The organism is Hymenobacter lucidus (genome assembly GCF_020447265.1).
GTDB lineage: Bacteria > Bacteroidota > Bacteroidia > Cytophagales > Hymenobacteraceae > Hymenobacter > Hymenobacter lucidus.
In genome coordinates, this window is the sequence record NZ_JAJADR010000004.1 from 470,226 (window position 1) to 485,423 (window position 15,198).

General features: G+C 62.7%; 5 protein-coding genes. All 5 read left to right on the plus strand.

Annotated elements, in window-relative coordinates; translation table 11 throughout:
- Positions 1–20 precede the first annotated feature (20 nt).
- The 5 genes from LGH74_RS16080 to LGH74_RS16100 all read left to right on the plus strand — a co-directional run bounded on the left by LGH74_RS16080 (position 21) and on the right by LGH74_RS16100 (position 14,912).
- Entirely contained in the window at positions 21–863 is an 843-nt protein-coding gene (locus tag LGH74_RS16080; protein WP_226177222.1) for a DUF4249 domain-containing protein, read from the plus strand.
- Between the two features lie 158 nt (positions 864–1,021).
- Entirely contained in the window at positions 1,022–2,125 is a 1,104-nt protein-coding gene (locus LGH74_RS16085; RefSeq protein ID WP_226177224.1) for a FecR family protein, read from the plus strand.
- Between the two features lie 76 nt (positions 2,126–2,201).
- Positions 2,202–4,337: an LA_2272 family surface repeat-containing protein gene (locus LGH74_RS16090; protein ID WP_226177226.1), complete on the plus strand. Its 2,136-nt coding sequence runs from the start codon at positions 2,202–2,204 to the stop codon at positions 4,335–4,337.
- Positions 4,338–4,599: 262 nt separating this feature from the next.
- The gene (locus tag LGH74_RS16095) at positions 4,600–5,532 is read left to right on the plus strand and encodes a hypothetical protein (protein WP_226177227.1); all 933 of its coding nucleotides are present in this window, start codon (positions 4,600–4,602) and stop codon (positions 5,530–5,532) included.
- 38 nt (positions 5,533–5,570) lie between these two features.
- Positions 5,571–14,912, plus strand: a complete 9,342-nt coding sequence (locus LGH74_RS16100; protein ID WP_226177228.1) for a CARDB domain-containing protein — start codon at positions 5,571–5,573, stop codon at positions 14,910–14,912.
- The last annotated feature ends 286 nt before the right edge of the window (positions 14,913–15,198 follow it).

Genomic DNA, 15,198 nt, shown 5'->3' on the forward strand with positions numbered 1-15,198 from the left:
GCCCCTAACATACTTTGCATATGAACCGCATTGCCGCTTTTTTGCTTGCCGCCTGCCTGCTGCCGCTCACTGGCTGCCTCGACGTGGTAGACGTGGACATTCCCGAAGGTCGGCCCTTACTGGCCGTCGACGGCGAAATAACCGACCAACCCGGGCCGTACTACGTCACGCTCACTAAAACGGCCCCGTACTTCGACGAGGCCGAGCTGCCCCGCGTAACCGGCGCCGTACTGACGCTGACGGACAGTGAAGGGCACAGCGAAACGCTGCGGGAAACCAGCCCCGGCCGCTACGCCACCAGCACGCTGCAAGGCAAAATCGGTAACCAGTATGTGCTGACCATCCGGGCGGAAGGGGAGGAGTACCGGGCCGAAACCGAAATCCGCCGCACCCCCGAAATTGACAGCATCCGGGCCGAATTCCGGGCCAAATCACCCACCGATGACGAGGGCTACTACATCCTGTACTACGGCAAGGAAACGCCCGGCGTGGGCGACTATTACCGGTTTAAAGTGTACCACAACGGGCAGCTCCTCAACCGGCCCGGCGACCTGATTGTGACCAACGACGAAATGGTGGACGGCAACTACATCAATGGCGTAGAGCTGACGGATGAGGAAGGTTCCGGGGGAATCCCGTTCAAAAAGGGCGACAAAGTGCGCGTCGAGGCCCTGTCGTTGCCCCGCGACTACTTCTACTTTCTCAACGAGATGGTAACCCAGATCAATAACGTGGGCTTGTTTTCGACGCCGCCGGCCAACGTGCGCACCAACGTCCGCAACGTGCAGCCCGGCTCCGACAAGGCCGCCGTGGGCTACTTTGCTGGCCACACCCTGCGCGCCGATTCATTGGTGATTGAATAGATAGTTTAGTTGTCAGTTGTCAGTTGTCCGGTTTGATTACTCATTGCCTTGTCATGTAAAGCTCTTCTGAAAATCAATGGCAATATTTGTGCTGCCGCTCATCATTGAGCACTAGTCGTTTGAAACCGACAACGAACAACTGACAACCAACAACTATAATGCTCCACTCCGAAGCCGAGGCGCCCTGGGATTTGCTGGCCAAGCACTTGGCTGGCGAAGCCATGCCCGAGGAGCTGGAGCAGCTGCGAAACTGGATAACGGCCGACCCCAAGCGGCTGGGCTTGCTCACCGACGCCACCCGCGCCTGGGAGCGGACCGGTGCCGCGCCCGTCGCCGAGCTGTTTAGTGAAGCCGACGTGGAAGCCGCCTGGCAGCGCTTCCGGCCCAAAATGACGGGTGCCAAACCGGCCGCACCCCGCATGCAGATAAGTCGCCCCGAGCCGGACCTTGTGGAAGCCGCCGGCGCCACCGAAGCCAACGTTATTCCCCTGCGGCCCCGGCCCCTGCCTATGCTGCTGCGTATTGCCGCCACCATTCTACTGCTGATTGGGGCCGTGTATGCCTTCCAGAGCTACCGGCGCGAGTTGCTGCCGGTGCCGCCCGTGGTAGCCTCGGCCGGCGCGCAGAAGCGGCTGGTGGCCTTGCCCGACGGCAGCAAAGTGTGGCTCAACCGGCATTCTACCCTGGAATACGCCGCTGATTTCAGCGCCGGCCCGCGGGAGGTACAGCTTACGGGCGAAGCATTTTTTGACGTGCAGAAAGACCCGGAGCATCCCTTCACGGTACTGAGCGCCGAGTCGCGCACCCGGGTGCTGGGTACCTCGTTCAACGTGCGGGCCTACCCGGCCGAAGACTCGGTGGAAGTGTCGGTAGTGACGGGCAAAGTGGCTTTTGCCAGCCGCCGCAGCCACCAGGATTCGGTGCTGCTGCTGCCCGGCCAGCGCGGGGTATTGGTAGGTGTAGATCAGGATAAAAAGCCGGTGCGCCAGACAGCCACGGCCGACGCCAACTTCCGGGCCTGGCAAACCGACGAGCTGGTGTTTGATAACGCCTCCCTCAGCCACGTCATCCGGACGCTGCGCACCACTTTTGGCACCAACATTCTGGTGGCCGACAAAGCCCTGTTGAAGTGCCGCTTCACCGGCACGTTCCGCCAGCCCAACCCCGCCCAGGTGCTACAGGTGGTGAGCGTGGCCACCAATGCAACCCTGGCCGGCGACGCTGTCAATGGCTATATCCTCGGTGGCCAGGGCTGCGAGTAATCGGTGCTGGCTTGAAGAGCTGAAAACCAGCTTTCGGCTGGCTGTTTCCCGCTTCCCAACTCTCATTCCCGCCGCTATGCGGTATCTGTTTGGTCTTATCGTATGCCTGTGGCTGCTTAGCGGCGGCAGCTGGGCTCAATCCTCGGCCAGCCTGCTGGCTCGCCGGGTGAGCGTGGCTGCTACCGATGCGCCCCTGCAGCAGGTTTTGCGCGATATTGCTCGTCAGAGCGGGGTGCCGTTCAGCTACAGCAGCACGTTTATTCCGCTCCAAAAGCGCGTGACGCTGCACACCAACGGCGCCCGGCCGGTGGGCGAAGTGCTGCGGCTACTGTTTCAGAGTCGGGGCGTTTCCTACCAGGTTATCGGCAGCCAAATAGTGCTCTGGCGCACCGGCGACAAACCTCCTTTTGCTCCAGTCAGCTCCCCCAAGCCTTCTTCCAGCGCTACGCCAACTGCTGAAACGGTAGCCATGCACAAAGTTGGTCCAGCCGCCCGCCGGGGCGCAACCGCCGGCACGTCCCCGAAACGAGTAAATCCGGCCAACTACAAAACGCGCCCGGTTGGCAGTATTAGCACGGTGACGGCCAGCACCCAGCCTACAACCTTGCAAAAGCGGCCGGCCGCACCGGTGGCGCCGGCCGCTACGCTACCTCAAACCCTGCCGCTGCCCGCCGACACTATTCGGCGCCTTACCGCCGCACCCGACACGACAACCCCGGCCGCGCAATCGAAACTAGCCCGGCTGCGGGAAAAAGCCCGCCTTGCCGCCCAGACGGCTACTGGTGCTGTGGCCCGCACGGCCCGCCTTACCGGCCGGGCCGTGGGTAAAAGTGCCGAACAGGTAGTTGATAAAGCTAATGCCGTGGTCGATACCATTACAGTAGCCACGGCCGGCCTGAAAGAGCCCCTGCACGACGGCGCGCGCCGCCTGGCCCAGGCCGTCAGGCGCGACACGCTGGCCGGGCGCAGGGCTACCGTCCAGAGTGGGCTGCCGGGCCGGGACACGGTGCTGGCGCCGGTAGTAGTGCCCGTGCCCGTGGCCGCCAAAACCTACGACCGGCACCTGGCACAGGTAGCCTTTGTGGCCCCATTGGGTAGCAACTGGCTGCGCAGTGGCCGCAGCATCAATACTTTCTCCCTGAACGTGCTGGCCGGCTACTCGGCCGGGGTGCGAGGCGCGGAAGTAGGCGGCCTAGTGAACGTAGTGCGCGACACGATGCGGGGCGTGCAGGCCGCCGGCCTTGTGAACCTCACGGGCACGGAGGCGCAGGGCGTGCAGGCGGCCGGGCTGCTGAACGTAGTGGGCGGCTCGGTGCAAGGCATTCAGGCGGCCGGCCTGCTGAACGTGGTGCGCGACGATGCCCGGGGTGTGCAGGTGGCCGGGCTCGTGAATATGGTGGGAGGCGCGGCCCGCTCCCGGCGCGGCGGCAGCCGCCCCACGCAGGCCCGTCAGCTGCTGGGGCTGCCACGCCTGCTGGCTACCGACTCGGTGGCCAGCCACCTGAGCGCACCCAGCGCCATGTCGCTGCCCGGGCCGCTGCTGCAGGCTGCCGGCCTGGCCAACCTTACCGGCACCGACATCCGGGGCCTGCAAACGGCTCCGCTGCTGAACTCAGCCCGCCGCGTGACGGGTATGCAGTTTGGCCTTGTTAACGTAGCCAAGCATGTGAAAGGCGTGCAGTTTGGCCTCATCAACGTGGCCGATTCGGTGGACGGCGTTACGCTGGGTATTATCAACATCGTGCGGCATGGCTACCTGCACGGGGAGGTGTGGGCCAGTGAGACGCTGCCCCTGAATGCGGCCCTGAAGCTGGGCACGACGCGGTATTATACCATTCTCTCGGCTGCCACTCAGCCCTTCGGTACCCGTATTCACTGGGCTACCGGCTTCGGTATTGGCACGGCCAGCCGGCCGCACGGGCGCTTCTCTTGGAACCTGGACCTGCTCGACTGGTACCTGCTCAAGCAGCCGGGCACCGAGGGTACGCTGCTCTCCTATACCCAACTGCGGCCTTCTCTGGTGTGGCAGATCGAGCCCCAGGGCCACCTCGGCTTAGTCCTTTCGCCTACGCTGAATCTGGGACTGTATGAGAATGACGGGGGCGGCACCAACTCTGATTTCGGCAAAAACCAGCTGCTGCTGCTCGATACCAAGACGGGCCAGACGCTGGTGCGGCTGTGGCCGGGCTTGCAGATTGGGCTGCGCTTTTGAGTGGCGCTGGTTATTGCTCAGAACCGTGTAATACCAGATAAATGATAAGTCGCTTTGTCGGATATACTGCCTGCGGGCGTATTGTAATAAAAAGATACGATATAAAAAATACCCACTTCTGGCGATTGTGAGGGGCAAGGGGCCGATTTACTTTTGACTGTGCCGAACCGTGTACTACGCGGTAGCACCTTCTTCAGTTTCAATCATTTCAAGCTCCATGAAAAAAATCCTAACTCTCCTTTGCAGCTGCTTTACCGCCGCTATGCTGATTGCCACCTCCGCCGAAGCCAAAGTGTGGCGCGTGGACAACAACACCGGCACCCCCGGCGACTTCACTACGGCTACTGCCGCCGTTACCAGCAGCAGCGTAGCCTCCGGCGACACGCTGTACTTCAACGGCTCGGCCACGGACTACGGTAGCGCCACGCTAACTAAGAAGCTGGTCATGATTGGGCCAGGCTATTTCCTGAACGAAAACCCGGAAACGCAGGTGGTGACCCAAACGGCAAGGCTAAGCAACATCGTTTTAAATCCTGGCTCGCAGGGGTCAGAGGTAATGGGCTTTGAAGGTGTTTCGTGCGATATCCGGACGAGCAACATTGTGATGCGGCGCAATAAGGACTGCTATGCCTACATCGGCTACTATATCAGCACGGGTGTCAGCAACGTCTTTGTTTCGCAGAATTACATCTACGCTGTCTATGTTGGCTCGAGCTGCACCAACGTTTTTATCACCAACAACTACATCTTTTCCAGCGGCATCAGCAGCTCTACTACTGCCGTCATTCACGTGGCCCAGAACGTTATTAACGGCCCGGGTATCACGACCTACAACTCGTTCGTGTACAACAACATCATGAACAGCGGCTCGGTGAGCGGCACCGGCAACTCGTACAACAACAATCTGTGCAACGGTACCCAGTTTGCGGCCGGCAACGGCAACGTGCAGAATGTGACGATGACCAACGTTTTCGTGGGCACGGGCTCCACGGATGGCAAGTGGAAGCTCAAAGCCGGCTCGCCGGCCCTGGGTGCGGGTATCAATGGCGAAGAGTGCGGCATGTTTGGCGGCAACGAGCCCTACATCCTGAGCGGCCTGCCCCCAATTCCGGCTATCTGGTCGTTTTCGCAGCCTTCGATTGTGCCGGCTTCGGGCACGCTGCAGATCCGCATCAAGGCCAACGCACACAACTAAGGTCGGTTTCCGTCCTATCCCGATTTTTCGCAGGATAAATGATACACCGACGACTTCTCGTCCCCGGCTGGCTGGGGCGCGTTACCCTGCTGTGGCTACTGGCCTGGCTGGGAGCCGCCTTTGCTGCCCGGGCTCAACAGCCCCTCGACTACGCCGAATACTACCTCGATACCGACCCCGGCTACGGGCGCGGTACCCGCGTACTATTCCCGGCGGCTGCCGCCGCGCAGGACCATACGTTTACTGCCGACTTTTCGGCCGCCACGCCCGGCATTCATACGCTGTATGCGCGGGTACACGCCAAGGGTGGCCGCTGGAGCCAGACGCTGGTGCGCTCCTTTCTTAAATCGAGTACCGCCTCCGGCAGCGGTACACCGCCCAACATCACCCAGGCCGAGTACTATCTGGATACTGACCCCGGCCTGGGCCAAGCCACGGCCCTGCCCGTAACAGCCACTCGGCAGCTCGACCAGGTGTATACCCTGGACCTGAGCGCGCTGCCAGCCGGCGTGCACACTCTCAATGTGCGGGTGCGGGACGCCAACAAGCACTGGAGTCTGACCTACAGCCAGTCGTTTCTAAAGATGGGCAACGCCAGCGGCAACGGTACCGCGCCCAACATCACCCGGGCCGAGTATTATATCGACAGCAACCCCGGCCTGGGCCGGGGCACCGCGCTGCCGGTAACCTCCGGCGCCAGCATCGACCACACTTACAGCCTCGACCTGAGTGCCTTGACGCCGGGCGTGCACACCATCAACGTGCGCACGATGGATGCCAACAAGCACTGGAGCCTGACCCACACGCAAAGCTTCCTGAAAATGGGCAGCAATAGTGGGAGCGGTACCGCGCCCAACATCACCCGGGCCGAATACTACCTCGATACCGACCCCGGCTACGGGCGCGGCACGGCCATCAGCGTCACGCCCGGCCAGAGCATCGACCAGGTACAGACGCTGGATCTGAGCGCCGTAGCGGGTGGCGTGCATACCATTAACGTGCGGGTAAAGGATGCCAACGGTCGTTGGAGCCTGACCCACAGCCAGACGTTCCTGAAGGTGACTTCAGACGGCTCGAGCAGCCCGGCCCCCCTCATTACCAAGCTCCAATACCAGGTAATGCGTGGCACGACGGCCGTGACGGCGCCCGAAACCTACGTGCTGCCGGTGGCCACGCGGGCCAATAAGGTGGACGTGACCTTCTCGCCCCAGCTCTGCCTGACGGAAGCCGGTGCCTACGTATTGCGTGTGTCGGCGGTGGATGCCAATGGCAAACCGTCGTTGGCCTACGCCCACCCGTTCAGCATCACGGCGCCCACCAAGTTTCAGCCCAACCTGCCGGATACCCTGCAGGCCTGTTCGGGCCAGCCCGTCACGCTGACGTCGGCCGCGGCCGGTGCCGGCAGCACCTACCGCTGGAACACCGGCGAAACCACCCAGTCGATTACGGTGAATACGGCCGGCCGCTACTTCGTGGACGTGACCAGCGCCGGCGGCTGCGTAGGCACCGACACGACGCGGGTGCTGTTTACCCCCGGCCCCGTAGTAAGCCTGCCCGATACCACGGCTGCCACCTGCGGCGCAACCAGCGTGACGCTGGACGCCGGCGCCGGCTTCGGTAGTTACCTGTGGAGCACCGGCGCTACGACGCGCACCATCACCACCGCCACGCCGGGTGCTTACTCGGTAACGGTGACGGGAGCCAACAGCAGCAGCAGCTCCTGCTCGGCTACGGCCGGCACCTACGTGGTGATTCCCCGTGCCGATATTGCCCAGGCCAACCAGACCGTGTGCACGGGTACTACCGTAGCGCTTTCTCTGAATGGCCCGACCAACGGCACTATCCGATGGAGCACCGGCGAAACGACGGCCAGCATTTCGGTGAAGCCCACCATAACGACCACCTACACCGCCACGGTGAAGGCCGGTTCATACAGCTGCACCGACCAGGTGACCATCAGCATTGCCCCGCCGCTGCCCCTGAACCTGCCCGATACCACGGCCGTGGCCTGTGGCGCGAGCAGCGCAACGCTGGACGCCGGCGCGGGAGCTTCGTCCTACCTCTGGAGTACCGGCTCCACGGCCCGCAGCATCAGTGTGAGCACGCCAGGCTGGTACAAGGTGACCGTGATGGGTGCCTGCCAGCAGAAGGATAGCACCTACGTGGTGCTGCCCAACGCCGATATCGTGCAGAACAACCAGACGGTGTGCTCCGGAACCAGTGTAAACCTGACCTTGCGCACGCCCATTAACGGCACTATTCTGTGGAGCACGGGCGAAACGACGGCCAGCATTTCCGTAGCGCCCACGATGACGACCACCTACACCGTGACGGTCAAAGTGGGCTCGAAGGTGTGCACTGACCAGGTGACCATCACCGTAACGCCGGCTCCGACGGTGTCCCTGCAGCCCTTTGCGGCCGTGTGTGCCAACCCCGGCAGCGTACTGCTGACCGGTGGCTCGCCGGTGAGCGGCACCTACAGCGGCCCCGGCGTGAGTGGCGGCTACTTCACGCCGACTACGGCGGGCGTGGGTACGCATACTATCACCTACAGCTACAACCAGAACGGCTGCCCGGCTTCGGCAACGCAGACCATTACGGTGAACCCGCTGCCGGTCGTGACTTTCGCCGTGCCGGGTCCGGTGTGCCGCGAAACGGCCGCCTTTGCCCTCACGGGCGGCGCGCCTACGGGCGGTACGTATAGCGGTCCGGGCGTAACCGGTGGGCAGTTCAATCCGGCTGCGGCCGGCCCGGGCCTGCACACGCTGACCTACACCTACACTAACGGCAGCGGCTGCGCCAACACCGCTACCCAGACTATCGAAGTGCTGCCCAAGCCCGTCTTTGCCGCCAGCGACTCGCTGGTGTGCGCGGGCCAAAGCGTGACGCTGCGCGTAACGGGGGCCGGGGCCGGCGCTACCTACGTCTGGAGCACGGGTGCCACGACCAGTAGCATTACCGCCACGCCAACGGTGCAGACGACCTACTCGGTAACGGTGACCAACGGTGCGGGCTGCTCCTACACGTTCACTCAGAAAGTGCGCATCAATCCGTACACGGCCACGCCGGGCATGGTAAGCCAGATGCAGCCCGTGGACAACTCCAACGGCCTGAGTTTGCCAATTTCCTTCTCCTGGGCTCCGGCTACGGGCGCGGCTTCGTATGAGCTGTTTATCTGGCCGGCTGCCGGCACTCAGCCTACGCAAGCCACAGTGCCTAACATTAACACGCTGGCCTATACCTACAGCGGCGCGTTGCCCTACGGCCAGCCCTACAAGTGGCGCGTGGTAAGTGTGACGCCCTGCGGCCGTACCGAAGGACCAGTTCAGACCTTCCGTCTGCGAGAGCTGCCCGATATTCGCGTCACCAACATCGTGGTGCCCGATACCGTGTACGCCGGCCAGACCATGGAGCTGAGCTGGAACATAACCAACTCGGGCGCCGGCAGCACGCTGGCCCAGCAGTGGAGCGACCGGGTGTATATTTCCCAGGATTCAACCTTCAGCAGCGCCGCTACGGTGGTTGGAGCCCGGGGCAATACTACCTTTTTGCAGCCCAACGGCACGTATATTACCACGGCTACCTTCCCGGTGCCGTACTCGCAGGCCGGCCGCTACTACGTGTTCGTGAAAGCCGATGACTACGGTCAGCTGCCGGAAACGAATGAGACGAACAACCGCCGCCGCGCCGCCGACCGGGTACTGGTCATCGTGCCCGAAACCCCGGACTTCGCGGTGGAAAACTTCGTGTCGCCGCCCGACAACTCGGTGGGCAACTCAATGGTGCAGCTGCGCTACCGGGTGTACAACCGCGGCACAGTGGCCAGCACGGTGCCCCGCGTAGATCAGTATTTCATTTCGCCGGATACCATTCAGAACATTGCCGCCAACACCGCCCAACTGGCGCTGGGCCCCAATGCCCTGCTGCTAGGTTCCCAGACGGTGACGGATACCCTGCTGCCCGGCGGCTACTACCAGCGCACGGTGAACCTGCGGATTCCGCACACGCAGTACGGCACGCGCTACTTCTACGTGTACACGGACGCCAACAACGCCGTGTTTGAAACCGCCTCGACCAACAACGCCAACGCCCCGGTAGCGGTGAACATCATTCTGCGGCCCCCGGCTGATCTGGCCCCGTTCCGCTTGTCGGTGCCGGCCAATACGCTGGCGGGTACGAGCATGAACATCACCTGGGACGTGCGCAATACCGGCCTGAACGTGCCGGTGGAAACCTACTGGGCCGATAAGTTCTGGCTGAGCAAGGACGCCACGTTCAACCCGGCTACGGCCACCGAAATCGGGGTCTACAACGTCTTCAACGGCGACACGCTGGCCCCGAACCACCACTACCGGCGCACTATTGCTCTGAACATTCCCAACGGTATGTCGGGTCAGTACTACGTGTACGGCAAGGCGGATTTCGTGCAGAATAAGGAAGGCGGCAACGTGTTCGAGTACACCTACGAAGGCAACAACCTGATCCGCTCGGCCAGTCCCGTTACCATCGGCCTGACTTATGCCGACCTGGCCCCGGCTGCCTTCACGGGCCCAAGCACCGTGGATGCCTTCGAAACCTTCACGGTGAACTACACTATCCGTAACACCAGCAACGCCGTGGGCAATGCCACTGGCACCTGGAACGACGTGGTGTACCTGCACCAGCGCAACGGCGGCAACGCCTATTGCACCACGCTGGGCACGGTTTCGCACACCGGTCCGCTGGCTCCTGGCCAGACCTACACTGGCTCGATGACCCTTACGATTCCGCGCTGGGTAGACCCGGGTGAGTACGACCTCGTGCTCAAAACCGACGCCAACGGCAGCGTGTACGAGTACGACTTCGAGACCAACAACGAGCAGCGCGTGGCCTTCACCTACCGCTACTCCGACGACCTGCGCGTGACGGCTCTGACGACCACCGGCGCGGCCTACTCGGGCCAGTCGGTGCAGGTAAACTGGACCGTCGACAACCAGGGCGCATTCCGCACGCTGGCTACCGGCTGGTACGACCAAGTGTTCCTGTCCAAGGACAACGTGCTGGATGCCTCTGACCTGAACCTCTCTACGGTGCAGCGCAACGGCGAGCTGGCAGTAGGCGGCAGCTACGCGGCCCAGGCCACGGTGAAGCTCCCGCACGGCTTGCAGGGCAGCTTCTACGTCATTGCCAAAACCGGCAACCGTAACGGCTGGAGCTGCGGCTACACCAGCTCCCCGGTGCTGGTTGATACTAACCTGGCCAACAACGTGCGCACGGTGGCGCTGCCCATCACGCTCACACCGCCCGCCGACCTGGTGGTACAGTCCGTCACTTTCCCGACCGATGTCGTGGCCGGGCAGCAGGTGCAGATTCCGTTTGCCATCAAAAACCAGGGCACCGGCGCCACGCTGGAAGGCAACTGGAACGACGGTATCTACGTGAATACGGCTCCCACCGTGAACGGTGCTACCCGCATCGGCAACTACAACCGGGTGGGTACCCTGGCCGGTGGCGCTTCGTACTCGACGCTGCTGAACGTGACGGTGCCGGCGTATCTGTCGGGCAACTACTACATTTTCCTCGTGGCCGACAACTCTCAGAGCAACGGCTACTCGCCCACAACCTTGTGGGGTGGAGCGGTGCAGTACGGCACGGTGTACGAGCACGAGCAGGAGCTCAACAACATCGAGCAGGGCAGCCTGCTGATTCGGGTGCCGCAACCGGCTGACCTGGTGGTAACGGCCGTGGCCGTGCCCGGCAACAAGAAGCTGGGCGAAACCATGACGGTGCACTACTCGGTGAAAAACCAAGGTGCCAACCCCGCCGTGGGTCTGCTCAAGGACGGCCTGTTCCTCTCGCAGGATTTGGTTGTGGACGGCGCCGTGGACAAGCTCTTTGCCTCCAGCACCCGCAACCTGACCATTCAGCCCAACCAGACGATTACCGGCGTGGTGAAAAACCACGTGCAGGCTATTGAGCCCGGTACCTACAACGGGCTGATGGCTACCAACCTCTTCGACGACATCTACGAAGGCCCGGCCAACAATAACAACGTGCTGGCCGCCGGCAATTCGCTGAACATCGGCGTGGATGAGCTGGCTTTGCGCACCAATACCGCCTTCAAGCTCGACCTCGACTCGATGGTGTATTATAAGGTGACGCCGGGCGCGGACAAGGACATGCTGCTCAAGCTGACCAGTAACCAGCCGTTTGGTCAAAACGAGGTGTACGTGGCCCACAACCGCGTGCCCACGCCCGCTAGCTACGACTTTATCTACACCGACCAGGTGAGCCCCAACCAGGAGCTGCTGATTCCGACCACCCAGGCCGGACCCTACTACATCCTGGTGAAGACGCCCTACGTGTACGCCGGTCTGCAAACGGCCACCCTGTACGCCGATACCCTCGGCTTCCAGGTGCGCTCCATCACCGCCGACCGGGTGGGCCAGGGCCGCGTGACTACGCAAGTGTTGGGCGCCGGCTTCCGCAAGGGCATCACCCGCTTCTACCTGACCAAGGGCACCAGCCCAACGGTGGTAGCCGAAGCCCGGGTGCTTAAGTTCCGCAGCAGTGTGGAGCTGACCCTGCGCTGGCAGCTCGACTCGGTAGCCGTGGGTCAGTACAACGTGGTGGCCGAAAACGGCACCAAGCGCGTGCAGCTCACCAATGGCCTGACCGTGGAGCCCCGCCGCGCCCTGTCGGTGGACTTCGCGACCATCATTCCGAAGACCATCCGGGCCGGTACCAGCGGCAACTGGACGTACTTCCTCAAGAACACCTCCAACGTGGACGTGCCCTACTGGGAGTTCCAGTACAACCTGCCGTCTGGCTCCAACCCCGTCATCACGCACACGCCTAACGTGCGCAAGAAGTCGGATTTCCACGCCGGCGCGGGCTCTAATACGCCCAACAACCGCCTGGAAGACGGCCTGACTGAGGTGCTGCCCTTCGTGGCCCAGGATCTGGTGCCGGATGAGGTTATTCAGGTCAATATCCGCCTGACGCCCCAGCGCGTGGGTCAGTACCCCGTCGTTTGGAACCAGGCCGCTATGACCGAGGAATGGTATTCGCGCCAGACCCTGGACCACATCAGCCGCTACCGGCAGGCCGTATTGGCCCAGCCGGCCCAGTACCCGACCGGCGTGGTGGCCCTGGCTACCAACCAAGTGGCTTGGCAGGACAGCCTGCAGAACTACTACTCGAAAGCCGGCTTGCTGGATAAGAGCTGGATTGGCCGCAACGCCCGCACGGGCTACACGGCCAAGTCGGAAACCGTCAGCATCCCCGGCGGCATCTGCGGCGACTATGGCATCACCGAGTGTCCCCGCTCGTTCCGGCCGGATCCGTTCAGTGCCGTGGGCTACCCCAGTGCTCTGATTGGCTGCGCCGACTCGATTGTGTTTACCTACAAAGGCCGCGGCCTCTCGTGCACCGAAGTAGTAGGCTCCAGTGACCCCAACCTGATTGTGGGCCCCGACGGGCTCGGCAAGCGCAAGATGGTGGGCGTGCAGCAGACCCTGAACTACCAGGTGCAGTTTGAGAATGACCCGCTGATTGCCACCGCGCCGGCCCAGGTCGTGCGGGTGCAGGTGCCGCTGAGCAGCGCCTACGAGCCCCGCTCGTTCCGCGTGGGCTCCTTCGGCTGGGGCAAGTTCAGCTTCGACGTACCGGCCAATACCTCGACCTACACCCGCACCCTCGATATGCCCGACTCGCTCGGCTACGACGTGCGCGTGCTGGGTACTATCGACGTGGTAAACCGCCGCCTGCTGTGGCAGATGGAAACCATTGACCCCGCCACCGGACTCGCGCCGGAAGACCCCAACAAGGGCTTCCTGCTGATTAACGACTCCACCGGCCGCGGCCAGGGCTTCGTCAACTACCTCATCAGCGCCTCGGCCAATGCCTTCACCGGCGACACGCTGGCGTCGCAGGCCAGCATCGTGTTCGACTCCAACGGGGCCATCAAAACCAACAGGTGGTGGAACATCCTCGATGGAGCCGCCCCGAGCAGCCACGTCAACACGCTGGCCGTCCGCCAGGCCAGCACCTCGGTGCAGCTGAGCTGGACCGGCGGCGACGACCCCAACGGCTCGGGCCTGCGCAGCTACGCGCTGTACGTGGCCCGGGATAAAGGCGCTTTCGAGCAGGTTGAAGCCCGCCTCTCCGGCAACTCCTACACCTTCGTAGGGGAGCCCGGCGTGCGCTACGACTTCTTCACCCTGGCCACCGACAGCACCGACAACCGCGAGGCCATGAAGCTCGTCGGCGACACCTACACCGTCATCGACGACGCGCTGGAAGTATTCGATTTGGTGCATAACCAGTGCCTGGTGACGGATACTATCGTCAGCACCGGCGCCGGCCAGTGGCAGCGGTTGTACAAGGACGGCAAGGTGGTAGCCGCCATCAACGACCGGGGCCGCGCCCTGGGCAAGGTGGCCGTGCAGTTCAGCGTAATGGAAGGCAGTCCCGCCCGTTCCATGAACAGCATGGAGGTAATGGACCGCAACTGGCACGTAGTGGCGCAGAACCCATTTGTGGGCGGCTCGGTGGATGTGCGTTTCTACGGTCTGAAAACCGAGTTTGACCGCCTCAAAGCGGCCAACGACGGCGACGCCAACGACGTGCAGAAGCTCACCGACCTGCGCCTGACCCAGTACAGCGGCCCGAACGAGGACTGTGTGCTGAGCAACAACACGCTCAGCGGCCCAGCCACCGAAGTGCGCCTGCTCACACCTACGACTACGGCCGTGGATACTGAGCCGTACTTCGTGGCCGAAGTCACGGTAACGGACCACTTCTCGGAGTTCTACCTCAACGGCCCCGCCACGCCGCTGCCCGTGCAGCTGACCAAGTTCACCGCCACGCTGCAAGGCAAGGCGGTGGCCGTCCGCTGGCACACGGCCCAGGAGCGCAACAGCCACTACTTCGCCGTGGAGGCTACCAACGATCCGCAAGCCGGTTTCCGGGAAATCGGACGGGTACAGGGCAAAGGCACTACGAGCAGCGCCAGCAGCTACGAGTACCTCGATACCCAGCTGCCCGCCGCCGGTGGCCTGCGCTACTACCGCCTGCGTCAGGTTGATGTCGACGGCACCACGGCCTACTCGCCCGTAGCCACCGTGATGCTGGAACAAGCCAAGCTGCAGGTGCAGGCTCACCCGAACCCCTTCCGTAGCTCGGAGCTGGAAATCAGCATCGAAGCGCCGAAAGCCGGAGTGGCCGAGCTGCGCGTGGTAGACCTGGCCGGCCGCACCGTGTTGGCCCGCACCGTGAAGCTCACTGCCGGCTCGACTACGGTAGCACTGCCCGAGTTGGCACCTCTGCCCACCGGCATGTACCTGCTCACCACCAAACTGGGTGAGTCGGTGCAGCAGCAGAAGCTGGTGAAGGAGTAAGGTCTTTTGCCCCGATTGAAAAAGCCCGTTCGCAGCTGCGAACGGGCTTTTTGCTTTATATGGGTGCGCGGACGTACGCGTATTGTTCTGGCGTTGCGCCTCACCCCCTGACCCTCTATCCGAAAGAGGAGAGGGGACACCGATTTTGCTACAGATGTATTGGTCTCTTGTATGCTATTAAATTAAGGGAGTCCTGCGCATCTGTGGCTCCTGCTCTCCTTTTCGGAGAGGGGGCTGGGGGTGAGGCAAACCATTAGCGCCAGTTGTACGATTTGACACAAAGCCG

Excerpts from the sequence above, each read along its gene's own strand:
- LGH74_RS16095 (WP_226177227.1), top strand. The coding sequence starts at position 4,600 with ATGCTGATTGCCACCTCCGCCGAAGCCAAAGTGTGGCGCGTGGACAAC.
- LGH74_RS16090 (WP_226177226.1), top strand. The coding sequence starts at position 2,202 with ATGCGGTATCTGTTTGGTCTTATCGTATGCCTGTGGCTGCTTAGCGGC.
- LGH74_RS16080 (WP_226177222.1), top strand. The coding sequence starts at position 21 with ATGAACCGCATTGCCGCTTTTTTGCTTGCCGCCTGCCTGCTGCCGCTC.
- LGH74_RS16100 (WP_226177228.1), top strand. The coding sequence starts at position 5,571 with ATGATACACCGACGACTTCTCGTCCCCGGCTGGCTGGGGCGCGTTACC.
- LGH74_RS16085 (WP_226177224.1), top strand. The coding sequence starts at position 1,022 with ATGCTCCACTCCGAAGCCGAGGCGCCCTGGGATTTGCTGGCCAAGCAC.